The sequence below is a fragment of the Janthinobacterium sp. B9-8 genome, from assembly GCF_000969645.2.
In the GTDB taxonomy this organism is placed as follows: Bacteria; Pseudomonadota; Gammaproteobacteria; order Burkholderiales; family Chitinibacteraceae; genus Iodobacter.
The window spans coordinates 3,192,686-3,218,521 of the sequence record NZ_CP014222.1; the positions used below are offsets into that span (position 1 = coordinate 3,192,686).

The 25,836-nt window shown below is 48.9% G+C and carries 23 protein-coding genes, 2 tRNA genes and 3 rRNA genes; 7 read left to right on the forward strand and 21 right to left on the reverse strand.

Going from position 1 to position 25,836, the window contains the following annotated elements; genetic code table 11:
* Window positions 1-7: 7 nt before the first annotated feature.
* The 8 genes from rrf to VN23_RS14355 form a co-directional block, all read right to left on the reverse strand.
* A 5S ribosomal RNA gene (gene rrf / locus VN23_RS14320) occupies window positions 8-121 on the reverse strand.
* Between the two features lie 131 nt (window positions 122-252).
* A 23S ribosomal RNA gene (locus VN23_RS14325) occupies window positions 253-3,143 on the reverse strand.
* Between the two features lie 315 nt (window positions 3,144-3,458).
* Window positions 3,459-3,534: transfer RNA gene (locus VN23_RS14330), tRNA-Ala, on the reverse strand.
* Between the two features lie 157 nt (window positions 3,535-3,691).
* Window positions 3,692-3,768, reverse strand: a tRNA-Ile gene (locus VN23_RS14335).
* Window positions 3,769-3,852: 84 nt separating this feature from the next.
* Window positions 3,853-5,386 (reverse strand): 16S ribosomal RNA (locus tag VN23_RS14340).
* The 16S, 23S and 5S rRNA genes sit together here with 2 tRNA genes alongside, the layout of an rRNA operon.
* 464 nt (window positions 5,387-5,850) lie before the next feature.
* On the reverse strand, window positions 5,851-7,557 hold the full coding sequence (locus tag VN23_RS14345; protein ID WP_046352191.1) for a proline--tRNA ligase: 1,707 nt from the start codon (window positions 7,555-7,557) through the stop codon (window positions 5,851-5,853).
* Window positions 7,558-7,669: 112 nt separating this feature from the next.
* Window positions 7,670-8,347, reverse strand: coding sequence for an N-acetylmuramoyl-L-alanine amidase family protein (locus tag VN23_RS14350; protein ID WP_046352189.1), 678 nt, complete (start codon window positions 8,345-8,347; stop codon window positions 7,670-7,672).
* Window positions 8,322-8,663, reverse strand: a complete 342-nt coding sequence (locus VN23_RS14355) for a hypothetical protein (protein ID WP_046352188.1) — start codon at window positions 8,661-8,663, stop codon at window positions 8,322-8,324. Before VN23_RS14355 ends, VN23_RS14350 begins: the two co-directional genes overlap by 26 nt.
* 378 nt (window positions 8,664-9,041) lie before the next feature.
* On the opposite strand from VN23_RS14355, the gene VN23_RS14360 reads away from it, so the two are divergent.
* From VN23_RS14360 to VN23_RS14370, 3 genes are all read left to right on the forward strand, one after another.
* Window positions 9,042-10,361 carry a sodium-dependent transporter gene (locus VN23_RS14360; RefSeq protein WP_046352187.1) on the forward strand — a complete coding sequence of 440 codons (1,320 nt, stop codon included), beginning with the start codon at window positions 9,042-9,044 and terminating at the stop codon, window positions 10,359-10,361.
* 74 nt (window positions 10,362-10,435) lie between these two features.
* Window positions 10,436-11,113, forward strand: coding sequence for a tRNA (N6-threonylcarbamoyladenosine(37)-N6)-methyltransferase TrmO (gene tsaA / locus VN23_RS14365; RefSeq protein WP_046352186.1), 678 nt, complete (start codon window positions 10,436-10,438; stop codon window positions 11,111-11,113).
* The gene (locus VN23_RS14370; protein ID WP_046352185.1) at window positions 11,110-11,985 is read left to right on the forward strand and encodes a patatin-like phospholipase family protein; all 876 of its coding nucleotides are present in this window, start codon (window positions 11,110-11,112) and stop codon (window positions 11,983-11,985) included. The genes tsaA and VN23_RS14370 overlap by 4 nt, the downstream gene beginning before the upstream one ends.
* Window positions 11,986-12,267: 282 nt before the next feature.
* Here the strand turns inward: VN23_RS14370 and dinB are convergent, their stop codons facing one another.
* The 10 genes from dinB to rplM all read right to left on the reverse strand — a co-directional run bounded on the left by dinB (window position 12,268) and on the right by rplM (window position 20,666).
* Window positions 12,268-13,329, reverse strand: a complete 1,062-nt coding sequence (gene dinB, locus VN23_RS14375; protein WP_046352184.1) for a DNA polymerase IV — start codon at window positions 13,327-13,329, stop codon at window positions 12,268-12,270.
* A 149-nt stretch (window positions 13,330-13,478) separates the two neighbouring features.
* A complete protein-coding gene (locus VN23_RS14380; protein WP_046352183.1) occupies window positions 13,479-14,558 on the reverse strand; it encodes a hypothetical protein in 1,080 nt (359 codons plus the stop codon).
* Between the two features lie 105 nt (window positions 14,559-14,663).
* On the reverse strand, window positions 14,664-15,266 hold the full coding sequence (locus tag VN23_RS14385; protein WP_046352182.1) for a malonic semialdehyde reductase: 603 nt from the start codon (window positions 15,264-15,266) through the stop codon (window positions 14,664-14,666).
* A complete protein-coding gene (pap, locus tag VN23_RS14390; RefSeq protein ID WP_046352181.1) occupies window positions 15,266-16,759 on the reverse strand; it encodes a polyphosphate:AMP phosphotransferase in 1,494 nt (497 codons plus the stop codon). The genes VN23_RS14385 and pap overlap by 1 nt, the downstream gene beginning before the upstream one ends.
* A 214-nt stretch (window positions 16,760-16,973) precedes the next feature.
* Window positions 16,974-17,324, reverse strand: coding sequence for an iron-sulfur cluster insertion protein ErpA (erpA, locus tag VN23_RS14395; RefSeq protein ID WP_046352180.1), 351 nt, complete (start codon window positions 17,322-17,324; stop codon window positions 16,974-16,976).
* Window positions 17,325-17,476: 152 nt separating this feature from the next.
* On the reverse strand, window positions 17,477-17,881 hold the full coding sequence (locus VN23_RS14400; RefSeq protein WP_231743266.1) for a bactofilin family protein: 405 nt from the start codon (window positions 17,879-17,881) through the stop codon (window positions 17,477-17,479).
* Between the two features lie 2 nt (window positions 17,882-17,883).
* Window positions 17,884-18,597, reverse strand: coding sequence for a DUF6776 family protein (locus tag VN23_RS14405; RefSeq protein ID WP_046352178.1), 714 nt, complete (start codon window positions 18,595-18,597; stop codon window positions 17,884-17,886).
* Entirely contained in the window at window positions 18,598-19,626 is a 1,029-nt protein-coding gene (gene argC, locus VN23_RS14410; RefSeq protein ID WP_046352177.1) for an N-acetyl-gamma-glutamyl-phosphate reductase, read from the reverse strand.
* 184 nt (window positions 19,627-19,810) lie between these two features.
* Window positions 19,811-20,203 carry a 30S ribosomal protein S9 gene (rpsI, locus tag VN23_RS14415; protein ID WP_046352176.1) on the reverse strand — a complete coding sequence of 131 codons (393 nt, stop codon included), beginning with the start codon at window positions 20,201-20,203 and terminating at the stop codon, window positions 19,811-19,813.
* 34 nt (window positions 20,204-20,237) lie between these two features.
* Entirely contained in the window at window positions 20,238-20,666 is a 429-nt protein-coding gene (rplM, locus tag VN23_RS14420; protein ID WP_046352175.1) for a 50S ribosomal protein L13, read from the reverse strand.
* A gap of 328 nt (window positions 20,667-20,994) precedes the next feature.
* Here rplM and VN23_RS14425 point away from each other — a divergent pair, with 328 nt between their 5' ends.
* A complete protein-coding gene (locus VN23_RS14425) occupies window positions 20,995-21,414 on the forward strand; it encodes an OsmC family protein (RefSeq protein WP_046352174.1) in 420 nt (139 codons plus the stop codon).
* A 48-nt stretch (window positions 21,415-21,462) separates the two neighbouring features.
* Here the strand turns inward: VN23_RS14425 and VN23_RS14430 are convergent, their stop codons facing one another.
* Window positions 21,463-22,281 carry a formate/nitrite transporter family protein gene (locus tag VN23_RS14430; protein ID WP_046352173.1) on the reverse strand — a complete coding sequence of 273 codons (819 nt, stop codon included), beginning with the start codon at window positions 22,279-22,281 and terminating at the stop codon, window positions 21,463-21,465.
* Between the two features lie 120 nt (window positions 22,282-22,401).
* On the reverse strand, window positions 22,402-23,037 hold the full coding sequence (coq7, locus tag VN23_RS14435) for a 2-polyprenyl-3-methyl-6-methoxy-1,4-benzoquinone monooxygenase (protein WP_046352172.1): 636 nt from the start codon (window positions 23,035-23,037) through the stop codon (window positions 22,402-22,404).
* A 174-nt stretch (window positions 23,038-23,211) separates the two neighbouring features.
* Between coq7 and VN23_RS14440 the strand changes: the two genes are divergently transcribed.
* The 3 genes from VN23_RS14440 to VN23_RS14450 all read left to right on the forward strand — a co-directional run bounded on the left by VN23_RS14440 (window position 23,212) and on the right by VN23_RS14450 (window position 25,108).
* On the forward strand, window positions 23,212-23,781 hold the full coding sequence (locus tag VN23_RS14440) for a peptidylprolyl isomerase (protein ID WP_046352171.1): 570 nt from the start codon (window positions 23,212-23,214) through the stop codon (window positions 23,779-23,781).
* A gap of 19 nt (window positions 23,782-23,800) precedes the next feature.
* On the forward strand, window positions 23,801-24,304 hold the full coding sequence (locus VN23_RS14445; RefSeq protein ID WP_046352170.1) for a peptidylprolyl isomerase: 504 nt from the start codon (window positions 23,801-23,803) through the stop codon (window positions 24,302-24,304).
* A 66-nt stretch (window positions 24,305-24,370) separates the two neighbouring features.
* Window positions 24,371-25,108, forward strand: coding sequence for a UDP-2,3-diacylglucosamine diphosphatase (locus tag VN23_RS14450; RefSeq protein ID WP_046352169.1), 738 nt, complete (start codon window positions 24,371-24,373; stop codon window positions 25,106-25,108).
* On the opposite strand, the gene VN23_RS14455 is transcribed toward VN23_RS14450, so the two are convergent.
* Complete coding sequence (locus tag VN23_RS14455; protein ID WP_046352168.1) at window positions 25,105-25,830, reverse strand: substrate-binding periplasmic protein; 726 nt, start codon at window positions 25,828-25,830, stop codon at window positions 25,105-25,107. The two genes, VN23_RS14450 and VN23_RS14455, sit on opposite strands and share 4 nt — an antisense overlap.
* Window positions 25,831-25,836: the final 6 nt, after the last annotated feature.

The window sequence follows — 25,836 nt, forward strand, 5'->3', positions numbered from 1 at the left end:
ATAAGGTGTCTGGCAATGACCTACTTTCACACAGGTAATCTGCACTATCATCGGCGCTAAGGTGTTTCACTGTCCTGTTCGGGATGGGAAGGAGTGGGACCACCTCGCTATGGTCGCCAGACTTTAACGGGTTAACACGTTGTGCTTATTGCTCCACAACGCATTCAGTTCAATAGAAGAAGTAATTCAATACTCAAACTTAACTCTTAATCTGGGTAGATTATACCGTCGCGCACACGCGTCTCAGGTTATAGGATCAAGCCTTACGGGCAATTAGTATCGGTTAGCTTAACACATTACTGCGCTTCCACACCCGACCTATCAACGTCCTGGTCTCGAACGACCCTTTAAAAGGCTTAAAGCCTTGGGGAAATCTCATCTTGAGGCGAGTTTCGCGCTTAGATGCTTTCAGCGCTTATCTCTTCCAGATTTAGCTACCCGGCGATGCCACTGGCGTGACAACCGGTACACCAGAGATCTGTCCACTCCGGTCCTCTCGTACTAGGAGCAGCCCCCCTCAAATTTCCAACGCCCACTGCAGATAGGGACCAAACTGTCTCACGACGTTTTGAACCCAGCTCACGTACCACTTTAAATGGCGAACAGCCATACCCTTGGGACCGGCTACAGCCCCAGGATGTGATGAGCCGACATCGAGGTGCCAAACTCCGCCGTCGATGTGAACTCTTGGGCGGAATCAGCCTGTTATCCCCGGAGTACCTTTTATCCGTTGAGCGATGGCCCTTCCATTCAGAACCACCGGATCACTATGTCCTGCTTTCGCACCTGCTCGACTTGTCTGTCTCGCAGTTAAGCCGCCTTATGCCATTACACTATCAGTACGATGTCCGACCGTACCTAGGCGACCTTCGAGCTCCTCCGTTACAATTTGGGAGGAGACCGCCCCAGTCAAACTGCCTACCATGCACGGTCCCCGATCCGGATAACGGACCAAGGTTAGAACCTCAAAGGGGTCAGGGTGGTATTTCAAGGACGACTCCACACAGACTAGCGTCCATGCTTCAATGTCTCCCACCTATCCTACACAAACCACTTCAAAGTCCAATGCAAAGCTACAGTAAAGGTTCACGGGGTCTTTCCGTCTAGCAGCGGGGAGATTGCATCTTCACAAACATTTCAACTTCGCTGAGTCTCAGGAGGAGACAGTAGGGCCATCGTTACGCCATTCGTGCGGGTCGGAACTTACCCGACAAGGAATTTCGCTACCTTAGGACCGTTATAGTTACGGCCGCCGTTTACTGGGACTTCAGTCAAGAGCTTGCACCCCATCATTTAATCTTCCAGCACCGGGCAGGCGTCACACCCTATACGTCGTCTTTCGACTTTGCAGAGTGCTGTGTTTTTGATAAACAGTCGCAGCCCCCATTTCTCTGCGACCCATTTCTGCTCCAGCCGCAAGGGCCTTCACATACTCTGGGCTCACCTTCTCCCGAAGTTACGGTGATAATTTGCCGAGTTCCTTCTCCTGAGTTCTCTCAAGCACCTTAGAATTCTCTTCCTACCCACCTGTGTCGGTTTGCGGTACGGTCAATATAAAGCTGAAGCTTAGAGGCTTTTCTTGGAAGCATAGGATCAATCACTTCAGTCCGAAGACTTCGTCGTCACGTCTCAGCGTTAAAGCAGCCCGGATTTGCCTAAGCCACACGCCTACTCGCTTAAACCACCTATTCCAACAGATGGCTGACCTACCTTTCTCCGTCCCCCCATCGCACTTTACATCGGTACGGGAATATTAACCCGTTGTCCATCGACTACGCATTTCTGCCTCGCCTTAGGGGCCGACTCACCCTGCGCCGATGAACGTTGCGCAGGAAACCTTGGGTTTTCGGTGTGCGGGCTTTTCACCCGCATTATCGCTACTCATGTCAGCATTCGCACTTCCGATACCTCCAGCATCCTTCTCAAGACACCTTCGCAGGCCTACGGAACGCTCCTCTACCATATGCACATCGTGCATATTCGCGTCTTCGGTTATCAGTTTGAGCCCCGTTACATCTTCCGCGCAGGACGACTCGACCAGTGAGCTATTACGCTTTCTTTAAATGATGGCTGCTTCTAAGCCAACATCCTGGCTGTCTATGCCTTCCCACCTCGTTTTCCACTTAACTGATTATTTGGGACCTTAGACGGCGATCTGGGTTGTTTCCCTCTTGACCATGGACGTTAGCACCCACAGTCTGTCTCCCATGCTCGCACTTGACGGTATTCAGAGTTTGCCATGGTTTGGTAAGTCGCGATGACCCCCTAGCCATAACAGTGCTTTACCCCCGTCAGTGATACATGAGGCACTACCTAAATAGTTTTCGAGGAGAACCAGCTATTTCCAAGTTTGTTTAGCCTTTCACCCCTATCCACAGCTCATCCCCTAATTTTGCAACATTAGTGGGTTCGGACCTCCAGTGCGTGTTACCGCACCTTCATCCTGGCCATGGATAGATCACTTGGTTTCGGGTCTACGCCCAGCAACTATGCGCCCTATTCGGACTCGGTTTCCCTACGCCTCCCCTACTCGGTTAAGCTTGCTACTGAACGTAAGTCGCTGACCCATTATACAAAAGGTACGCAGTCACCCCATTTTTCAAGGGCTCCCACTGTTTGTATGCATCCGGTTTCAGGTTCTATTTCACTCCCCTCCCGGGGTTCTTTTCGCCTTTCCCTCACGGTACTGGTTCACTATCGGTCGATGATGAGTATTTAGCCTTGGAGGATGGTCCCCCCATCTTCAAACAGGATTTCTCGTGTCCCGCCCTACTTGTCGCATGCTTAGTACCAACCAATCTTTTTCGTGTACGGGGCTATCACCCACTGTCGCCAGACTTTCCAGACTGTTCCACTAAAGTTTGATTTATCACATGCAGGCTCTTCCCATTTCGCTCGCCACTACTTTGGGAATCTCGGTTGATTTCTTTTCCTTCGGCTACTTAGATGTTTCAGTTCGCCGAGTTCGCTCTACACTGCCTATGTATTCAGCAGTGAGTGACCCAAAAGGGCCGGGTTTCCCCATTCGGATATCTACGGATCAATGCTTATTTGCCAGCTCCCCGTAGCTTTTCGCAGGCTAACGCGTCCTTCTTCGCCTATCATCGCCAAGGCATCCACCAGATGCACTTAGTCGCTTGATCCTATAACCTCAAACACGTGTTGCACTCTATTCGTCAATGAAGACGAGCAAAGCGATTCACATCCTTAAAGTATCTGATTTCGCTTTGTTTGCGACATCGATCATTCAGTTCTGACTTCGAATAATCGATTTTGATACAATCTACCCTTATTTATTTCTAAATTTGAGTATTACTTCTTCTATTTTTTTAAAGATCAAAGATACGTCTTGCTGATTTTAGAAATCAGAAATAAAGCATCGTCCCAAGCCTAAACTGAACCTGAGACAGTATTTTATTTCTTGTTTCTATTAAGTTTATTCCACCACTCCAAGAGAATGGTGGAGGCTAACGGACTCGAACCGTTCACCCCCTGCTTGCAAAGCAGGTGCTCTACCAGATGAGCTAAGCCCCCAAATTACTTCGCGATGCTTCGTCATTCAATCTCTCGTTTACTTTAGTAAACGTCGAGATTTCATTTCTCGCCTCGCTTGCAATTACTTTTCTGCAATTCAAAACCAAACTGGTCGCTCTTTGACAGAGCTTTCCAACCATGCACTCCAAGGAATGAATGGTGGGTCAGACAGGAATCGAACCTGTGACCCCCGCCTTATCAAGACGATGCTCTAACCGACTGAGCTACTGACCCAATGTGATTTTCACGAAAACTTCTCGTATCTTCTTTTCTACAGTCGATGAGTGTGAGTACTCAATCCAAAAGACTTTTCTCTTGAAAGGAGGTGATCCAGCCGCAGGTTCCCCTACGGCTACCTTGTTACGACTTCACCCCAGTCATGAATCCCACCGTGGTAAGCGGCCTCCTTACGGTTAGCCTACCTACTTCTGGTGAAACCCATTCCCATGGTGTGACGGGCGGTGTGTACAAGGCCCGGGAACGTATTCACCGCGACATGCTGATCCGCGATTACTAGCGATTCCGACTTCATGGAGTCGAGTTGCAGACTCCAATCCGGACTACGATCGGTTTTATGAGATTAGCTCCACCTCGCGGCTTGGCAACCCTCTGTACCGACCATTGTATGACGTGTGAAGCCCTAGCCATAAGGGCCATGAGGACTTGACGTCATCCCCACCTTCCTCCGGTTTGTCACCGGCAGTCTCCTTAAAGTGCCCAACTAAATGGTAGCAACTAAGGACAAGGGTTGCGCTCGTTGCGGGACTTAACCCAACATCTCACGACACGAGCTGACGACAGCCATGCAGCACCTGTGTTCAAGTTCCTTGCGGCACTCCTCTATCTCTAAAGGATTCTTGACATGTCAAGGCTAGGTAAGGTTTTTCGCGTTGCATCGAATTAATCCACATCATCCACCGCTTGTGCGGGCCCCCGTCAATTCCTTTGAGTTTTAGCCTTGCGGCCGTACTCCCCAGGCGGTCTACTTCACGCGTTAGCTGCGTTACTAAGGAACGAATTCCCCAACAACTAGTAGACATCGTTTAGGGCGTGGACTACCAGGGTATCTAATCCTGTTTGCTCCCCACGCTTTCGTGCATGAGTGTCAGTATTAGCCCAGGGGGTTGCCTTCGCCATCGGTGTTCCTCCGCATCTCTACGCATTTCACTGCTACACGCGGAATTCCACCCCCCTCTGCCATACTCTAGTTGAACAGTTTGCAATGCAATTCCCAGGTTGAGCCCGGGGCTTTCACATCACACTTAATCAACCACCTGCGCACCCTTTACGCCCAGTAATTCCGATTAACGCTTGGACCCTACGTATTACCGCGGCTGCTGGCACGTAGTTAGCCGGTCCTTATTCTTCCGGTACTGTCATCCCCAATGGATATTAGCCACTAGGATTTCCTCCCGAACAAAAGCGCTTTACAACCCGAAGGCCTTCTTCACGCACGCGGCATTGCTGGATCAGGCTTGCGCCCATTGTCCAAGATTCCCCACTGCTGCCTCCCGTAGGAGTCTGGACCGTGTCTCAGTTCCAGTGTGGCGGATCGTCCTCTAAGACCCGCTACAGATCGTTGCCTTGGTGAGCCTTTACCTCACCAACTAGCTAATCTGATATCGGCCGCTCTAATAACGAGAGGTCTTGCGATCCCCCTCTTTCCCCCTCAGGGCGTATGCGGTATTAGCTATCCTTTCGGATAGTTATCCCCCATTACTAGGTACGTTCCGATATATTACTCACCCGTTCGCCACTCGTCAGCGGTGCAAGCACCCTGTTACCGTTCGACTTGCATGTGTAAAGCATGCCGCCAGCGTTCAATCTGAGCCAGGATCAAACTCTTTAGTTTAATCACTATGCTAGTACTTACTGGCTTACTTTATTCAGAGCAACCATCGCTGGTTACTCCTTACTAATGCAAGCACTTGTTTCGCTTCCAAATCAAGCACTCACACTCATCGACTGTATTTTTTTAAAGATCGTTTCGCTGCGGCTCGAACACCGTGTTGCTGTGTGTGCTGCAGCGAGAGGCCGAACTATACCGGCGACACCTTATTCGGTCAACCACTACAGCGCAATAAAAGCGTAGTAATGATTTAAGTATTTGATTTAATAGATTACTAATTTGTTGGACTTCTTACTCACATCAGCCCCCCTCTCCCACAGATGGCGCTTAAACGAACAAAAATGGCAGCACCACGCATGAAAAAACCAAGAAATATACAAACTATGCGGCTGCCACGCCCCTCTCCATGCGATAGATATAAAAAAAGCGCTGTATATATACAGCGCTTTTTTTTATTAACTGCTTAATTACTTTTCGCTTAGAACACGAACCGCATCGGCTAGAGCTATTTTCTCCATCTCGCCACCGGCACGGGCGATGTATTCAACCATGCCTTCAGCCAAGCCTTTCTCACCAATGGTGATGCGATGTGGAATGCCGATTAATTCCATATCGGCAAACATCGAGCCCGGGCGCTCATTTCTGTCATCGAGCAAGACATCAAGGCCTGCTGCAACAAACTCGGCATACAGCGCATCGGCCGCAACTTTAATCGTTTCTGAGCGGTGATAGCCCATAGGCACAATCGCTACCGTAAACGGAGCGATAGCTGCAGGATATTTAATACCGCGCTCATCGTGGTTTTGCTCGATCGCTGCGGCAACAATGCGTGACACACCGATACCATAGCAGCCCATTTCCATGGTTTTAAGCGCGCCATCTACATCAGTAAACTGACACTTCATCTTTTCTGCGTAAGTGGTGCGCAGCTGGAAAATGTGACCGACTTCAATACCACGGCAAATTTCTAATGTGCCTTTGCCATCCGGGCTAGCATCGCCATTTACGACATTACGAATATCAGCAACGATGCTAGGTTCTGGTAAATCACGGCCAAAGTTAACACCTGCCAAGTGAAATTTCGGCTTATTTGCACCACAAACGAAATCACTCATTGCGGCAACGGTGCGATCTGCGATCACACGTACGCCGGCTGGAATGCCGACCGGCCCAAGAAAACCCAGAGGGCAATTGAAAGCTGTACGGATTTCTTCATCACTGGCAAAGCGGAAATCAGCCATACCTTCGACCTTGCCCAACTTAACTTCATTCAGATTGTGATCGCCACGCAGCAGAGCAATGACCAGTTCATTAGCAGAGGTCATCAAGGCGAGTAATTTAACGGTGCGCTCGATGCTAATATCTAATAGTGCAGCAACGGCTTCGCAAGAAGTTTGCTTAGGGGTATCAACATCACGCATCACTTCGCTAGGCGCACGGCGTGGCTCGGCAGGCGAAAATGCTTCGGCCAGCTCAGTATTTGCTGCGTAGTCTGAATCAGGGCAATAGGCCAATAAATCCTCACCCGCATCTGCCAATACATGAAACTCATGGCTGCCCGAGCCACCAATTGCGCCGGTATCGGCCGCCACGGCGCGAAATTTCAAGCCTAGGCGAGTAAATACATTAGAGTAGCTTTGGTACATCACGCCGTAAGTGGCTTGCAGCGATTCAAAGTTGGCATGGAAAGAATAAGCGTCTTTCATCATAAATTCACGCGCGCGCATCACGCCAAAACGTGGCCGAATTTCATCGCGGAATTTAGTTTGCACCTGATAAAAGCTCACAGGCAATTGCTTGTAGCTGCGTAATTCCGAGCGGGCGATATCGGTAATCACTTCTTCGTGCGTTGGGCCAAAGCAAAACTGGCGCTCGTGACGATCGGTAATTTTCAGCATTTGTGGGCCAAACACATCCCAGCGGCCGGTTTCTTGCCACAATTCCGCAGGCTGCACGGCAGGCATTAACATTTCTTGCGCGCCCGCTTTATTCATTTCATCGCGGATCACGGCTTCAACTTTACGCAGTACGCGTAAGCCCAGCGGCATCCATGTATAAAGACCCGAACCAAGGCGCTTGATTAAACCTGCGCGCAGCATCAGCTTGTGCGAGATCAGTTCGGCCTCGGAAGGCGCTTCTTTTAAAGTCGAGAAATAAAATTGTGACGTGCGCATGGCGGCAACCGGGTTCATTTAAAAACAAAAAAGGGATTCTAGACGATAGACCCGTAGCTGCGCCAACCTTGCATAAAAATTTCGTAAATAAGCGAGCGGGCCTGCGCCTTACTTAAAGGCAGGCAAGGCCTTTTAAAATAGCTTCGGCCATATAGGTTTGGGTCGCCGGTTCTTGCAAAGTAAGCGCTTCGGCACGATTCACAATCACGCCCGCTTCAAACAAAACAGCGGGAACTTTGCCAAGACGCACCACGACAAAATCTGCATCATAAATACCCAATTTAGGATCCAGCTGTACGCGTTCTTCGCCCGCAATACCGGGTGCATGGTGATCAGTAGGCTTGAAGCCCTGAGCCCCCAAAGACTGAGAAATCGCCTGAGCACACTTCAAAGAACGGCTAAACTGCGGGGCTTGCGAGTGGACAAATAATGAATAGCCACTAAATTGATCCGCATAGCGCTGGCTCTTGCCTGCCACATCCCATACTTGTAAATACTGCGGCTGAACCGAATCATGATGGATAGAAATTAGTAAATCAGCCGAGGCTGCGGCCTGTACCCGAGCGCGTAGCTCACGCATCCGCCCATCCGCATTAATAAGAACCACCTTATGCCCTGCCGCCTGCAAGGTGCTTTCTACTTGGCGGGCGAGCGCTAAGTTATAACTAAACTCGCTCACCCCATAAGCACTCGTCGCACCAGGCGCAGCCAGATAATGGCCAACATCAACGGCAATGGTGGCTGCCTGTGCCGATACGGCACAACTACACAGTAGGAGGAATCGCCACATTGGCTTTCTCAGTACGTTTAATTGCAATTTTAGGGCGCAATATATTCATCATTACCACATCGCGTAGCCACATCAGAAGCAACAACCAAACGACCAGTACGCCAGCGTAAGGAATGCTGTTGTTCTGGAAATTAGGCCAAACAGAAGCCAAAACAGGATTGATTACAAATTGCACGCTGGCAATGACCGCGACGAGCAAGACTAAAGTCGACATGGCGCGTTCTTTTAAAAATGTGCCGCGCAGCAAAACACGTTGCTCCCAGCGGCTTAGGCCATCAAGCTCAGGGACATTATCGGGGCGAAAATAAAATGACATGGCTACCTCACAAAAGAGCGGCTAGTGTCGCGTCTTGTTTCTAGCTTGGCAAGTCAAAAACTCTTTTTTCACATCTTTTCATTCACTGACCCTAGCGCTGTAAATACCAAGCTAACCAGCATGCAACAAGAATTAAAATTAAGTAAAAACAATAAAATCAAGTAACTATTCAATGAAGATAAAAAATAACAAGTCAGGTTAAATGGAAGCTTACCCACTTTAAATCATCAAGAGCCATAAGCCTTGATCGATTTATAAAGATAGCCTTTCAGCAAACCCGCTTATTGATGCCATCTTTTCGAAATCTGTCTTTCAAAAAAATGACGGGGTAGTTCTATGTCCTTTTTTTTCAGCAGCAATTATTTCGGAAAATGATCTATGTCTCGTGCAAATTGGGGCTCTCGCCTCGGCTTTATTCTGGCCGCTTCTGGCTCCGCAGTAGGCTTAGGTGCCATCTGGAAATTCCCTTATGTAGCAGGTAAAAATGGTGGCGGTGTTTTCCTACTCGCCTACCTTGCTTGTGTTTTTACCGTTGGTATTGCACTTCTTCTGGCAGAAATGGTAATTGGCCGTGCAGCCAATCGCTCTGCAACCACAGCGTTTCGTGATTTAAAAGGCGGTCTCTGGCCTTGGGCTGGGCGCTTATCTGTACTGTGTATTTTTATTGTGATGGCTTACTACAGCGTCGTAGGCGGATGGGTGATTGCTTACATTGGCAAATCCATTACTGGCGAAGCGCTAGGGCAAGACACCAAGGCACTCGGCGCAGCCTTTACGCACTTTATTGCTGATCCTGCCAGCTCCTTGTTTTATACCGCACTCTTTTTAGGCGTAACCGTCGCCGTCGTATTAGGCGGTGTACAAAAAGGCATTGAGCGCATGAGTAAAGTGCTCATGCCTGCTCTCTTTATTTTAATGCTGGTCTTGATTGCCCGCTCCCTTACCCTGCCCGGCGCATGGGAAGGTGTTCGCTATTTTATTACCCCAGATTTTAGCAAACTGACTTCTGCCATGGTGGTTGATGCCCTTGGGCTGGCTTTCTTCTCGCTCTCTCTGGGTATGGGGATTATCATTTCCTACGGCTCTTATGTAGATAAAGAAACCAATCTAGCCGGTGCAACGCTCTGGATTTCTATCTTGGCCACCTTAGCAAGTGTCTTGGCTGGCTTTATGGTTCTACCGGCCGTATTTGCTTTTGGCGTTGACCCTGCGGCTGGCCCCGGCCTGACCTTTATCACTATGCCAGCGATCTTTGCGCAAATGCCATTTGGTCAGGCATGGGCGATTGCCTTCTTCTTGCTGCTGCTATTTGCAGCGCTCACCTCATCGGTATCGATTGTTGAACCTATCGTTAGCTACTTTATTGATGAGTTTGGCTGGGAACGTCGCCGTGCGGCTTACATCACTACCGTTGCCGTCTTTATCGCCAGTATCCCAGCGGCACTCTCATTTGGCACCATGGCAGAGAGCAAGTTATTTGGCAAAACAGCGTTTGATCTGATGGACTACGCAACATCCAACATCATGATGCCAGCAGGCGGCATTTTAGTTGCCATCTTCGCGGGCTGGACGATTTGGCCACGTATCCATAGCGAGCTGCTCAGCAATGGTGGCGGACGCTGGATCCCGGCTTTCCGTGGTATTTGTGCCATCGTTGCGCCAATTATGATTGGCGTGATCTGGGTACATAATCTGTAAAGTAAAAGGCACTTTCGCATATAATCCAGCGGGGCTTCGGCTCCGCTTTTTTTTGACTCTTTGTGGACGCCCGTGTGAGCAGTTTTACCTTTCAGCCCATCGGCTACTTGGCCACTCCCTTTGCAGATAAATTTGGTATTCCACGCCAGCCCAGCTTGGCCCCCAACGCCTTAGGCGTGCTTAAGCTACTTGCGCCTTATAACCGCAGCGAAGCTGTGCGCGGATTGGAAGACTTTTCACATGTCTGGCTTACCTTTGTGTTTCACCAAAGCGCCACAGACTGGAAGCCCACGGTACGCCCGCCTCGGCTAGGGGGTAATACGCGCATCGGCGTTTTTGCCAGCCGCTCACCGTTTCGGCCTAATCCAATTGGCTTGTCTTTAGTCGAACTCATTAAAGTCGACACCCAATCTGGCGTCACCCTGACATTTAAAGGCATTGACTTAGTGGATGGCACGCCCATTTTAGATATCAAGCCTTATATTCCTTACGCAGAAAACATTCCCGATGCACGGGGTGGTTTTGCTGATAGCCCACCACCAGAACTCGCCGTTGTCTTTAGCCCTGAAGCGGCAATCCGCATAAAGCCAGAGCTGCGTGCACTTATTGAAGACGTATTAAAACAAGATCCACGCCCTGCCTATGCAAACGATGCAGACCGTATCTATGGCGTAAGACTTTATCAATTCGACATAAAATGGCGCTGCGATGGGCAAACGGCCTACGTCATCGCCTTGGAGAAAATCGTATGAAAAAACTGTTTGCAGGCTTAATCACCCTGAGCTTTTTAGCCGCATGTACCAGCAATCCACCTGCTGCGCCTAAACCACTCCCAAAACTTAAAATTGGTCTAGCCCTCGGTGGCGGAGCCGCCAAAGGCTTTGCCCATATTGGCGTGATTAAAATGCTGGAAGCCAACGGCATTGTGCCGGATGTGGTTTCAGGTACCAGTGCAGGCAGCGTAGTGGGCGCACTGTACGCCTCGGGCATGGATGGTTTTACCCTGCAAGAGCGAGCATTTGGCCTAGATGAATCGCAAATCCGCGATTTAAGCCTGCTATCCGGTGGCTTAGTGAAAGGACAAAAACTACAAGATTACGTCAACAAACTGGTTGATAACCGCCTTTTAGATAAGCTCAACAAGCCTTTTGCGGCAGTAGCTACCGAGCTGGATACCGGCACGCGTATTTCTTTTGCCCGTGGCAACACCGGCCAAGCCGTGCGAGCCTCATCCAGTATTCCTGGTGTATTTGAACCGGTAATGATTGCTGGTCGTCGCTATGTGGACGGTGGCGTCATCAGCCCCGTGCCGGTTGATGCCGCTAAAGAACTGGGCGCTGATTTTATTATCGCTGTTGATATTTCGTCTAAAGCCAATGGCAGCAATACGCCGAGTAATATGCTTGGAATAGTGAATCAAGCCGTCATGATCATGGGCCAAAAGCTGGGCGAACAAGAAATGATCCGTGCAGATTTTATTATTCGCCCCAAAGTGGGCAAGATTGGTGCCGCTGATTTCGACCAGAAAAACGTCGCCATCTTAGAAGGTGAAAAAGCCACCGTCGTCGCCATCGCAGAAATCAAACGCCGTATGCTGGAAAAACAAAAGGCACTGGCTAAATAGGCAACTTAAATCTGTTCGCTTACGCTTATTTGCTTGCCATATCAGCGAGTCAACAAGCGAAGCTGGCATTGTTTCTTCTAAATGATAAAGATAGCTTAAAGATAAGCCACCAAAATATTAAACCACAAAGAGCGCAGAGTTTCGCAGAGGAAACGATAGATTTTATGGTTTTCTCTGTGGGCTCATTTTACTCTGTGGTTCAAGGTTTAGCTCTCTAGCAAGGCGAGTTGAAGCATCTTGCTAATTTGCTTATTTTTTAAGCAGGAATACGATGATCCCCCATCACGCAGGCCATAAGCAAAGCTGCTCTGGCTGCACTCTGGCCTCTTCAAATCTTGCCCCCACACCCAAGAGCCTCACGGGCTTTTTGCCTCGCTCAAAACCTTCCGCCAACAAAAGGCTAAAGGTTTCTATAGATGGATGCGGGCAAATGCACTCCACCGTGGTTTGGCTAAAATCACTGAATTTTATTTTTACGAAAGCTTTATGCTGGCGCTCGCCGATGGCGCGCTGCATACGCTGCTGCCAATCGCCCACTAAAGCAGGCAAGGCCGCATAACAAGAGGCTAAATCAGGCAGATCATGATCAAAGGTATTTTCGACCGATAATGATTTTCGCCGCTCATCGGTAGCAACAGGCCGTAAATCTATCCCTCGGCACTGCTCAAACAACTGGCTGCCAAATTTACCGAACTCTCGCAGCAATCGCTCCAAGGGCCAGCCCTGTAAATCGGCACAACAATGCGCGCCCTGCCTTGCCAAACGTGCAGCGGTGACCTTGCCTACACCCCAGAGCTTTTTAAGCGGCAAGCTAGGCATAAAAGCATCGACATCCTGCGGACGGATCACAAACTGCCCGTTAGGCTTATGCCAATCGCTGGCGATTTTGGCTAGTAGTTTATTTGGAGCAATGCCTGCACTTGCCGTAATGCCGACTTCTGCGGCAATACGTTCTCTAATTTCCAGCGCCATGCGTGAGGCACTGCCCTGACAATGTGGCAGACCAGTTACATCCAAGTAAGCTTCATCCAAGGACAAGGGTTCAATATTGTCTGTGTAATCGGCAAAAATAGCGCGCATTGCCTGTGATGCAGCACGATAACGAGGGAAATCTGGGGGAAGTAAAACGAGCTGAGGGCACAGTTGCTGTGCTCGATAAGTCGACATCGCCGAGTGCACACCAAACTTGCGAGCCGGATAATTACAAGTGGCAATCACACCGCGCCGATCAGCCTCACCACCAATCGCCAGAGGTACATCACAGAGCGCAGGCTGATCACGCATTTCTACTGCGGCGTAAAAGCAATCGCAATCAATATGAATGATCTTGCGCTGAGCGTACACGATGTAATCCAAGAAGAATCAGTGTCGTTATTGTACGATCGTTCTATAACAATGTCAGCTTTAACATCCGGGCGGCTGATGTAAGGTGCATAAACCACCATGCGTCTAAATGCGCGAGCACCCCTTTCAAACCAAAAAACCCTGCACCATCAAGCCTCATGCTGGTGTAAAGCAAGTAAATCAAAGAGCTGAGGCTCAAAATACTCGCCCTTCTCGTCCCAATGCCGTAACTGAAAAGCCAGTTTTTCTAAGGAAATCAGCCCTACTCCAAATCGATCACGTGTTCTTTTAAGCATCTGTGCCTGGCCTAATAAAAAAGCACGCCGGTCTTCTACTTCTTTTCTTTCCCGCCGATGCGCGCCCAGTGATAAATGCAGCCAGATCACCATCGGTGCGGCAAGCCACCACCACTCCATAAACAGGCTGACCAACGCCAGCAGTGATAAAGACACATACCAACACTGATCGGCAAACTCAAACTGGGGCATCCAGTTAGACAGCGATGGCCAGCGACGTTTTAGCAAAGAAGCGGTTAGCTGATCATCCAGCGCATCATGCTTTTTACGCGCCAGCCCCGTATCCAGAGCAAGGGTGACATACCACTGAGTAATCAAGGGGCAGTGCAGCCAAGGAGAAGCTAAATAACGCTGCAAATGCTCACTTAGCTGAACTTTAAATGCTTCACTCAGCAAAGGCGGCACGCTGTCATTTTGTGTTTCACTGTGCGCATGCTGAACCAAGAGCGGATAACCCGCCACATCAGTTAGCTCACGGCGACGATTAGACAATAAATCCGGGGCAAGCTCTAACTCTGGATGATCCAAGCGCACATAATTAAAGAGTAGCCCTTCCAGCATGGAGAAATCCGGCGTTTTGCCCTGCTCGTTTTTTAGCTGATCGCGTAAACGAAGAATTTCGGCAGAAATTTGGGAGCCAATAGGTGCTGCCTCTGGCACCCAGGTAAAACGCAGTAAGTTTTCTGCTTTATAAAAAGCTTCTTCATACTGCCGCGCATAGCCTTCGTAATACATGCCCATCGCTTCGGCATCGCGTGTTTTATCGCCAGTGAGTAGAGGCAAGGTAGGCGGAGCACGTTTTAAATCCAAGCAAATTCGATTTGCAATGGTTGCCAGCTCGGGCGCAATACCTGCCCGAGCAAACAGGGGATCAAGATCGCGCTTTTTTTGCCGAGCTTGCTCCAACGCTTTCCAAACACTCCATTCCGCCATTATTTCCCCAAAAACCTATTACAAAACATTGTGTTAAGAAACACGAAAAAGCTAAACAAATAAACCGTTGTCATTTTTTCGTGTTTCTATAAACAAGAAAATCGATTATTCAATACGGCAAGCTTGTGAAAAATCTAAACGTGGGTTTCTTGGGTAAAGCTGAGCGGTATCGCCATAGCCTAAATTAATCAGAAAATTAGAACGCCACTGGCTGCCCGCAAAGAAAGCCTCATCCACTTTAGACAGATCAAAACCAGACATAGGCCCGCAGTCTAAGCCTAATGCGCGAGCAGCCAGCATTAAATATGCACCTTGCAGGCTACCGTTTCTTTGTGCCGTACTTGTGATTGCGGCTTCATTACCCGCAAACCAGCTTTTTGCATCGGCTTGTGGAAATAATGCGGGCAGTTGTTCATAAAACTCTAGATCATAAGCAACAATAACCGTCACTGGCGCACTCATGGTTTTTTCAATATTGCCTTCACTTAAACTAGGCAATAATTTAGCCTTTGCCTCTGCTGATTTAACAAAGATAAATCGTGCTGGCGCAGCATTAGCCGAAGTCGGCGCCCATTTTAATAAATCATAAAGCTGATGCAATAACTCATCACTCACAGCGCGCTCTTGCCAAGCATTATGCGTACGGGCTTCGGTAAATAATTGTGCGCATGCTTTTGCATCTAAAGGTGTATTTAAACTGAGGCTCATTATTTTTTATCCTTACGTTGTAGACGAGACTCTAAAGCCTCACAGAGTTTTTCTAGAATACTGATTCGGGCCTGATATTTATTATTTGCACCTATCATATGCCAAGGTGCATGCAGGGTATTGGTGCGATCAATCATATCGCTGGCTGCCACGATATATTCATCCCATTTATCCCGATTACGCCAATCTTCATCGGTGATTTTAAAGCGTTTAAATTCAATTTTTTCACGCTCTTCAAATCGCCTTAATTGCTCTTCCTTGCTAATTGCCAACCAGAATTTCAGCACAATGCTATTAGCGGCATCTAATTCTGCTTCAAAATCATTAATTTCGTTATAAGCACGCATCCAGTCGGCACGAGGCGCATAGCCTTCCACCCGCTCAACCAGTACACGGCCATACCATGAGCGATCAAAAATAGTCATCCGCCCATGCTGAGGTACATGCCGCCAGAAACGCCAGAGATAAGGCTGGGCGCGTTCTTCCTCTGTCGGGGCTGCAATAGGAACCACCCGATACTGACGCGCATCAAGCGCAGCCGTAATTCGCCGGATGCTACCGCCCTTGCCTGCGGCGTCCATGCCTTCAAAAACTAAAGAAACCGAGGTGTTTTTAAATTTGGGATGACGCGTCAGCAGATTCAAACGGCCTTGCAATTCTTCAAGCTTAACTGCGTAATCTGCTTTACTTAAATCCCCGTCTAATTCTAATTTATCCAAGAGACGCAAGCCATCGATCGATGGCAGCAAAGGCGCGGCTTCAACACGATTTTGCTTGGGTGTTGCCCGGGCAAGATGATGCTTGATGGCTTCTTCAATCTGCTTGCCCACGGTGAGCGAGCGGTAATTAGCATCACTGCCTTCAATGACTCGCCACGGTGCATCGGCCAGATTAGAACGCATCACCATCGCAAGCTGCGCTTGCATAATCTGATCGTAATGCTTTAAAAATTGCTTATCTTGCTCGGTGACCCGCCAGGCAGTGCGCTCATCCGCTTCCAGTTTTTTAATCCGTTTTTTAAGCTCATCTTTCGGCAAATGCAGCCAGAACTTCAGCAGCAGCACGCCTTCATCGGCCAGCATTTTTTCAAAGCGGGCAATGCGCTCCACCTCATGCTCAAAGCGATCTGCATAGCCACCTTGCAAGTAATCCCACATCGGCCCCGCATACCAACCACCAAACATCAGAGCAATTTTGCCTTTGGGTGGCAAGGCTCGCCAATAGCGCCACATGGCAGGTCTGGCCAGCTCTTCATCACTTTTAAGTCCGAAAGCATGGCTCTCAATTAAGCGAGGATCCAGCCATTCGAGCAATAAATTAGCCGTTTCTGCCTTACCTGCCGTGGGCACACCGCCCAGTAAAATCACAACAGGAAAATGAGCCTGCTCTTTTAATTGGTATTGCACCGCAAGCAGCGCTTCACGCAATAAAGGCTCCTGCTCTTTATAAGTACTCTTATCAATTTTATGGCCCAACTGCGCTGATTCAAACATGCCCGCCCTCCTATTGAGTAAGCTCATTATCAGTCAGGAGTATGGAACTACACCAGCGAAAACGTTGGGCTTCGCAAGCTCAAGCACCAACCTACACATTACTTTTCTTTGAATTCAGAAAAGTTATTACGGGCCAAGCTCTTAGCTAAAGATCAGCAAGGGACAGGCGAAAAAAAAGGAAGCAAGCTTCCTTTTGTAGATTCAACGATCAAACTTAAACCGAGAATGAAGAACCACAACCACAAGTGGTCGATGCATTTGGGTTTTTGATGGTGAATTGCGAGCCTTCGAGGCTTTCAACGTAATCGATCTCGGCGCCAACCAGATATTGGTAGCTCATTGGATCGACCAAGAGCGTTACACCGTTCTTTTCAACGGGCGTATCGTCTTCATTGGTAATTTCGTCGAAAGTAAAGCCGTACTGGAAGCCAGAACAGCCACCGCCGGTTACAAACACACGTAATTTCAGATCCGGATTGCCTTCTTCGATAATCAGATCACGGACTTTTTCCGCAGCAGAATCAGTGAAAACAAAGGGGATTGGCATGTCGGTCACAGTGTTCATGGGACACTCCAAAAATAGTTGACTAAAAGGATAAGGTATTATCTACCGTGCAGACTACAGCGGTCAATCTTAGCTGCTTGTCGGACTTAAACGTCCATCACGAGGGGGAGTCCGGTACATGAACCAATCCGGCATGCGCGGACAGTCTTAACTCAGACAGGCTGCGAGACAACGGAGGCCGGATCGACTTCTTCCCGCTTGCCATTGCTTAAATGCAGCAGCTTGCCTTGTATCATCGCCCCAGCGTGCATTTCTAATGTTTTATAACTCAAGTCACCGGTAATGCGCGCCTTGGTTTGCAATTCAACATATTGAGCCACTTCAATCGGCCCAACAATCTCACCGTTATGAATCAGATGGGAGCATTGTACGCTACCTTCAATACGTGCTTTTTCACTGACGACCAAAGTACCACTTTTAGGATCGCTGGCAGAAACCCGGCCAATCACCGTGCCATCAATTCTTAAGCCACCAGCAAAGCTAATATCGCCCCTCACTGTCGTGCCCTGACCAATCAGGCTATCTATTTTGGTCGAACCTTTTTTGCTTTTAAACACGCTCATCCTCCTTTTTTCTGGCAGCTGGCAACCGCTTGTTTGTTATTTTCCATAAAAATACGTGCTTCAAATAATTGTGGCTGCACGCTGGCTGGTAAAGTCAGCTCACCCTCCTGGCGCAGATAGTGACTAAACTTCACGAGCAAGGGCTCAATCTGCAAATTCTGACGTTTACCCTGCTCCTGATATTGCACACTGGCTTGTAAGCGCCCGACAAACTCAGTACTGCGATCCGTCCCTTGCACCAGCAGCAATCGGTAACGCCACCGCCCACCGCCAGTAGATTGCAACTCACAAGCGCTAAAACTTACAGCTCGGCTGCGATCATTACTTTGCAGCAGCAATTCAAAAAAAGACAGTGTTTCTTGCTTCGCCGCCAGCTCACTTTGTGCAGCACCCAAGGCTTGCACCAAGCCATCACGCTCGCCTTGACCGATTTTAATTTGCTGCTCAAGTATCTGCAGCTTGGCTTGCCCCGACCCTAGTTGCTCACTTTGGCTAGCTAAGCGCTGCATTTTTTCTGCCGTACTGACTGCATTGCGATCAAAAGCATACTGATAGCCTAAATAAGCACCAATCGCCAGCAAGCCAGCCGCCATACAAAGCAGCAATACAATCCGCAGCAACCTGCTTCGCCAGCCAATTACAGGCTGCAGCGAGAGAGGCGCGGCAGTAAGCCGCGCTCTTTGCAAACGATAAAAGCGTTTGAGTGGCACTTAAGGCAGTAAAGGCACGATGTCGAGGCCTGTGCCTTCAGGCAGATCGAAGAGGATATTCATATTTTGCACGGCTTGCCCTGCCGCACCTTTGACCAGATTATCAATGGCCGACAAGATCACAACCGTGTCGCCGCCTTGCGGCCGGTGCACCGCAATCCGGCACACATTAGCACCACGCACAGAGCGAGTTTCAGGATGCGAGCCAGCAGGCAGCACATCAACAAATTGCTCGCCGTGATAGCGCTGCTCAAACAAAGCTTGCAAATCCACATCTTGAGTGATTTTTGCGTAAAGCGTGGCATGAATGCCGCGAATCAGTGGCGTAAGATGCGGCACGAAAGTTAAACCCACATCGGTCCCGGCAACACGCGCCAAGCCTTGACGAATTTCTGGTAAATGGCGATGCCCTGCCACGCCATACGCCTTAAAATTATCCCCAGCTTCGGCAAATAAAGCGCCCACTTCGGCCTTGCGGCCAGCACCCGATACGCCAGACTTACAATCGGCGATCAGGCTAGTCGTATCAATAACGCCCGCCTCAATCAGCGGTAAAAAGCCTAGTTGCACCGCTGTTGGGTAGCAACCGGGATTAGCAATAAGACGCGCGCCTTTAATTGCAGCACGATTAATTTCTGGTAAGCCATATACGGCTTCTTCTACCAGCTCTGGAGAGGCATGCTGCATGCCATACCATTTAGACCATTCAGCGAGATCTTTAATACGGTAATCCGCAGCCAGATCAATCACTTTAACGCCTGCATCGAGCAGCTCGCGAGCTTGCTGCATCGCAATGCCATTCGGGGTTGCAAAAAACACCACATCACATTCAGTAAGACGGGCTTCTTCAGGGGTAGAGAAAGCCAAATCTACCCAGCCACGCAAGCTGGGATACATTTCGGCAACTTTCATGCCTGCTTCTTTTCGCGAAGTCACGGCTTGCAGTTTTACACCAGAATGACGCGCCAACAAACGCAATAGCTCTACGCCGGTATAGCCCGTACCGCCAACAATCCCCACCTTGATCATGCTGTGTCGTCTCTTTTAGTTAGGTATGCCGAATCTTAAAACAAAAAGGGCACTACTCGCCCAAACATTTCACGAAAATATAAGGAAACCCAGTTGTTCGATCAAACTTCGTAAGCTATTCACCAAGTCCAGATAACACAAAAGCCACCCGAGGGTGGCTTTTGTAGAAAGCAGTACCAGCGAATTAACGCTTGGAGAACTGTTTGCGACGACGAGCGCCGTGTAGACCCACTTTCTTACGTTCAACTTCACGAGCATCGCGAGTAACAAGACCTGCTGCTTTGAGGCTGCCTTTAAGAGCTGCATCAAATTCAATCAGGGCACGAGTTACACCGTGACGGATCGCACCGGCTTGGCCGGTTTCACCACCACCAACGACATTAACCATAATGTCGAAGGATTCGAGGTTTGCGGTCAGTTCTAGAGGCTGGCGAACGACCATGCGACTAGTTTCGCGAGGAAAGTAAGAATCAACCGGCTTGCCGTTGACTATGATATTGCCGCTACCCTTGGCAACGAACACACGAGCAACTGCGCTCTTGCGACGGCCGGTACCGTAATAGTATTTACCTACCATGATACAAATTCCTTAGTAGAAAACGCGTTAACGCTTAGATAGAAAAAGCTTTAGGTTGTTGCGCGGTGTGCGGATGTTCGCTACCTGCATAAACCTTCATCTTTTTGATCATAGCGTAGCCGAGAGGACCCTTTGGAAGCATGCCCTTAACAGCCATTTCTAGCACGCGACCCGGGAATTTTTCTTGCATCTCGGAAAAGGTGCGCTGGTAAATACCACCTGGGTGACCAGTGTGGCGGTAGTAAATTTTATCTGTTGCTTTGTTGCCGGTTACGCGGATCTTGTCTGCGTTCACCACCACGATGTGGTCACCACAGTCTACGTGAGGGGTGTACTCGGCTTTGTGCTTGCCACGCAGACGTTTAGCGACTTCAGCCGCGAGACGACCGAGAACCATATCGGTAGCATCAACAACGAACCACTCGCGCTTAACTTCGTGCGGTTTGGCAGAAAAGGTTTTCATGACTGCTCTTCCACGTTACGATTTTGAGAAAGTCGCGGATTATATCTGTACCCGCAATTACTTGTCAAATCTAGTGACTACCCATTTCGAAAATAGGCCTAGTCTAAAAAAAACGCAACCCATCTGGATTGCGTGAAATCCCACCAAAAAGGAGGATGGAGGAGACAACAACAAAGTAAAAAACACTCTGATGTTAGGGCCATTATCGCGTGAGACATAAACCATGACAAGACATTTTTTGCAACGCAAAATACGGGCCTCAAGAATAAGCATGCTGCATAGGCCGTAAATCATGCGTTAAAATGCCCAACACACAGGGAGAACATCGATGAAAGTACGCGTTAAATGGGTAGAAGAAGTGAGCTTTTTAGCTCAATCTGAATCAGGCCATGCAGTGCTCATGGACGGCCCGCCCGAAGGCGGTGGCCGCAATTTAGGCCCCAGGCCTATGGAAATGGTGCTGATGGGCACGGCGGGCTGCTCCGCCTACGATGTCATCCATATTCTAAAGAAAGGCCGTGCTGACGTAAGAGATTGCGTGGTTGATGTAGATGCAGAACGCGCTGATACCGAGCCTAAAGTTTTTACCAAGATTCACCTGCATTACACCGTAACCGGTACAGATTTAAAGCCTGAACAAGTAGAAAGAGCCATCCAATTATCTGCAGAAAAATACTGTTCTGCATCAATCATGCTGGCAAAAAGCGCCATGATTACGCATGATTTTGTGGTGATTGAAGCCCAATAAAAAAACGCGCCCACGGCGCGTTTTTTTGTAACAAATAATTTGAAAAGCTTAGATTTTTTTTGCAGCAGGCAAGGATTTTTGTGGTTGGGTATAAAGCCAAACATAAGGCAGCCCCACAAAAATTGCGCCCCCAACTAAATTACCCAAAGTAACCGGCACTAAGTTAGCAACAAAGAAGTGGCTCCATGTCACATCAAAACCAGCCAGCATAGCAGCAGGGATAAAAAACATATTGGCAATGCTGTGCTCCATACCCAACGCCACAAAGCCCATCACAGGCAGCCAGATCCCCACCATTCTGCCCAAGGTATCTTTAGCAGAATAACCTTGCCATGTCGCGATACAGACCAAAATATTAGCCAGCACCCCACGCATAAAACTTACCATAAAGGGGTTCTCTAACTTGTGTTGCGCCATGCTCAACAGGTATTGAGTCCAAGGTTGATCCGGGGTGAATAAATCGGTTGCACTGGTATAAGCCCAAGCGGCAAAACACGCGCCAATAAAATTACCTAAATATGAAACGCTCCAGACTCTCACCATCGTGCGTGGACTGACGTTTTTGCGCCATAAAGCCACCACTTGAGTCGCACAATTGGAGGTAAATAAATCTGCCCCGGTCAAAACAACCGCAATAAAACCCAAGGGAAAAACCATCCCGAAGAGCAATTTCACTATGCCGGGGTTACTTGCCTGCAAGCCCGGTGAGCCTCCAGCAACCACTAGCGCCAATAAGCCACCGAGCCCAATATATACCCCACCCATAATCGCCATAACCAGCAGACGGCCAAAGGGAAGTGCGGCTTTTTCTGACGCGGCGTGATCAACATAATCAACCACCTGCGCAGGTGAATTCATTTCAGACATATAAGGCCCCAGAGAACGTAAATCGTTAATCAGCGTTATATCTGTAAGCCTTAGTGCAAATCTGTAAACTATTTACCCGTCATACGCCCTGTTTTAACTTGCTCTGATTTAGCGCAAGTTTTAGAGACGATAAGAAAGTGAAGTCATCACAATTGAGCTGAGTTTCATCGCTTTTGCCACAGGAAATGGCAGAGAAGCCGCACCCAGCTCCTCGGCCTTTTCTGCATGCTGAGTTTCATCAATATGCATTTGAGCCACAATCGCTCGGCTCTTGGCATCTTGCTCTGGCAGCTGGCTAAGATGAGATTGCAAATGAGCCGCAACCTGACGCTCAGTTTCCGCCAAAAAGCCCAAATTCCATTTGTCCCCAATCACGCCTGCCGTTACTCCGATTGCTAAAGAGCCCGCATACCACAGCGGATTAAGCAGACTTTTATGGCTGCCTAAATCGGCAATACGCGCTTCGGTCCAGGCTAAATGCTCGACTTCCTCGTGCGCCGCCTCACGCAAAGCATCACGAGTCGCAGGATCACGCGCCGTTAAGGCCTGCCCCTGATAAAGCGCTTGTGCGCACACTTCACCGCAATGATTTACCCGCATCAAGCCTGCTGCATGCTGCTTTTCTGCTGCACTCATTTCGATCTCTGCAATGGCCTCATCAGGGTGAGGACGTACGCTCTGTGCGGAAGCCGCGAGAGTGCGTAATACGGTATCAAACTCAGAAATAAACTGATCTAAAGAAGGGAGTTTCAGCATGAGGGTATCGATCCATAGAATGCCACGATTTTACCCCATAAATAGGCATAAACCACGACAATTACCGAGCAAACCAAAGGGTAATACTGGATTTGAGCGAGGTAACGAGCGCTAACGACGCGTGCTATAATTGCGCGAAATTTCGCCTTTTAATCACTCCCTTGGAAAAACACGATGAAACGTCTTGTTGTTGCAGCAAGCCTTGTTCTAGCCAGCGTAAGCGCTTTTGCCGCCAATCCGCAGGTTGAATTGATCACATCTAAAGGCAAAGTGGTGATCGAGCTTTATCCAGAAAAAGCCCCACTGACTGTGGCAAATTTCTTGCAATATGTTAAAGACAAGCAATACGACGGTACTATTTTTCACCGCGTGATTCGTGATTTTATGATTCAAGGTGGTGGCATGGACGAGAAAATGGCCGAAAAACCAACTCGCCCGCCGGTTAAAAATGAAGCAAAAATCGCCTTTGAAAAAGGCTTGAAAAACGATCGTGGTACCATCGCCATGGCAAGAACAGCCGATCCTGATTCGGCCACTGCACAGTTTTTTATTAATTCAAAAAATAACGACTTTCTAAACTACCCAAGCCGTGATGGCTTTGGTTACACCGTATTTGGCAAAGTGATTTCTGGCCTGCCAGTAGTCGATCAAATCAGTGTTAGCCCTACTGCAGCTGGCGACGTACCAGTAAATACCATTACCATTCAATCAGCCCGCGAGCTTGGCAAAAAGTCAGGCAAATAACACTTTAAAAGGAAGCATCATGAGCAAAGTAAAACTCACTACTACTTTTGGCGATATCATCGTTGAACTGAACGCCGAAAAAGCACCACTTACCGTGGCTAATTTCTTACAATACGTGGAAGAAGGTCATTACGACGGCACAATTTTTCACCGCATTATTAATGGCTTTATGGTGCAAGGCGGTGGTTTTGCGCCTGGTATGGACGAAAAGAAAGAAGGCCGTGCTCCAATTAAAAACGAAGCCGCTAATGGTCTAAAAAACGACGCTTACACTTTAGCAATGGCACGTACTCCAGACCCACATTCAGCGTCTTCGCAATTCTTTATTAACGTTGCCAATAATGACTTCCTGAACTACCAAAGCGCAACGGCACAGGGCTTTGGCTACTGCGTATTTGCCAAGGTCATCGAAGGGAAAGAAGTAGTTGATCAGCTGAAAAATGTTAAAACAGGTAGCAAAGGCTTTCATCAGGATGTGCCTAAAGAAGATGTAATGATCATTAAGGCTGAAGTTTTAGCTTAATGATTTTGGGCGCTGGCATGGCCAGCGCCGCCCCGCCCCTTTGGGCTAACTTGCCCAGCCTGATTTATGCCATCGCCCACTTTATTTATCTCTGACCTCCACCTATCCCCGGAAGACCCGGCCACGACAGCGGCTTTTCACGCCTTTTTACAAGGCCCAGCACGCAGCGCCAGCGCCTTGTATCTCTTGGGCGATTTATTCGAATTCTGGATTGGTGATGATAGTCTGGATGAGGCGTTTAATGCCGAAATTGTGGCAGCGATTGCCCAATTAGCGGATCAAGGCGTCAAAGTTTTCTTTTTAGCAGGCAACCGTGATTTCTTACCGGGTACTCGCTTTGCAGCTGCAGCCAAGCTCAGCATTCTGCCCGACCCTAGCCTGATTCATATTAACGGGCAAACCCTGCTGATTGCCCACGGCGATGCACTTTGCACCGATGATCTTGCTTATCAGCGCTTTCGCCGCATTGTCAGACATCCCTTGGTCCAAGCCCTGTTTCTAGCCCTGCCGCGACACTGGCGGCAAGGTCAGGTCGAAAAGCTACGCCAGCGCTCTAAAGCATCTAATCAAATGAAGCGTAGCGAGATTATGGATGTCAACGCGCTAGCCGTAGAACAACTGATGGCACAGCACCACGTCCAAACTCTGATTCATGGCCATACTCATCGCCCAGCCATACATACGCTCTCGCAAGGGCAGCGTTGGGTATTACCCGATTGGTACCAAGGAAAAGGTGGCTATCTAAAAGCAGATGCAGAAGGATTTAGAATGCTTACGCTCGATAAAGAAGCATTCCCAGTTTAGGGCGCCTCATAGCGATATTTTTTTTCAAGGGCCTCAATACTGCCATCCTTGCGCATTTTTTCTAACACTTTTCGCCAGCGCAGCACATCTTGCTGAGGCATTTTTAATGAAGCTGCCACATACAACGTTGTACGCATCAGCACCTCCCCACGCACCAAGTCTTCCGCCGCCAAGCCCGCCTCTCTTTGTGCATAAAGCGCCGTATTCCACGAAGCCACCCAAACACCAATTCGCCCTGCAGCAAGCTTTTTAGCATTGGTTGCCTCCATTGATACCCCATCGATCGTGGCAGAAATAAGCGCTGCAGCCAGCCCCTCTCCTACAGAATTGTGCATCACCCCGATAACCTGCCTCTCCGCCTGCTCGCGACTTAAAGGCTGTGCCTGATATTTTTTATGACTAATCAGCACAAACACCTCATCCATTAAAGGTGCCACCCATTGATATTTATCTTCGCGAGAGGCCACCCGGCCCAGCGGAGTAACAAGAATGTCTGATCCTTGCATTGTCACTACCATCGCGCGGGCAAAAGGCATCACGCTTACCGCTGCAGACTCATTTAATCGCCTGGCCGCTTCCTGGAGTATTTCAACAGCAAGACCGCTGCCTCCTCCAACACCGTTCGTTGCAAAAGGAGGTACCTCAGCCCCCACCAGTTGCACACCATTTGCCGGGCAAGCCAAGAATAAAGAAAACAGTAAGCTGCATCGCCTTGCGTACATAGCCAG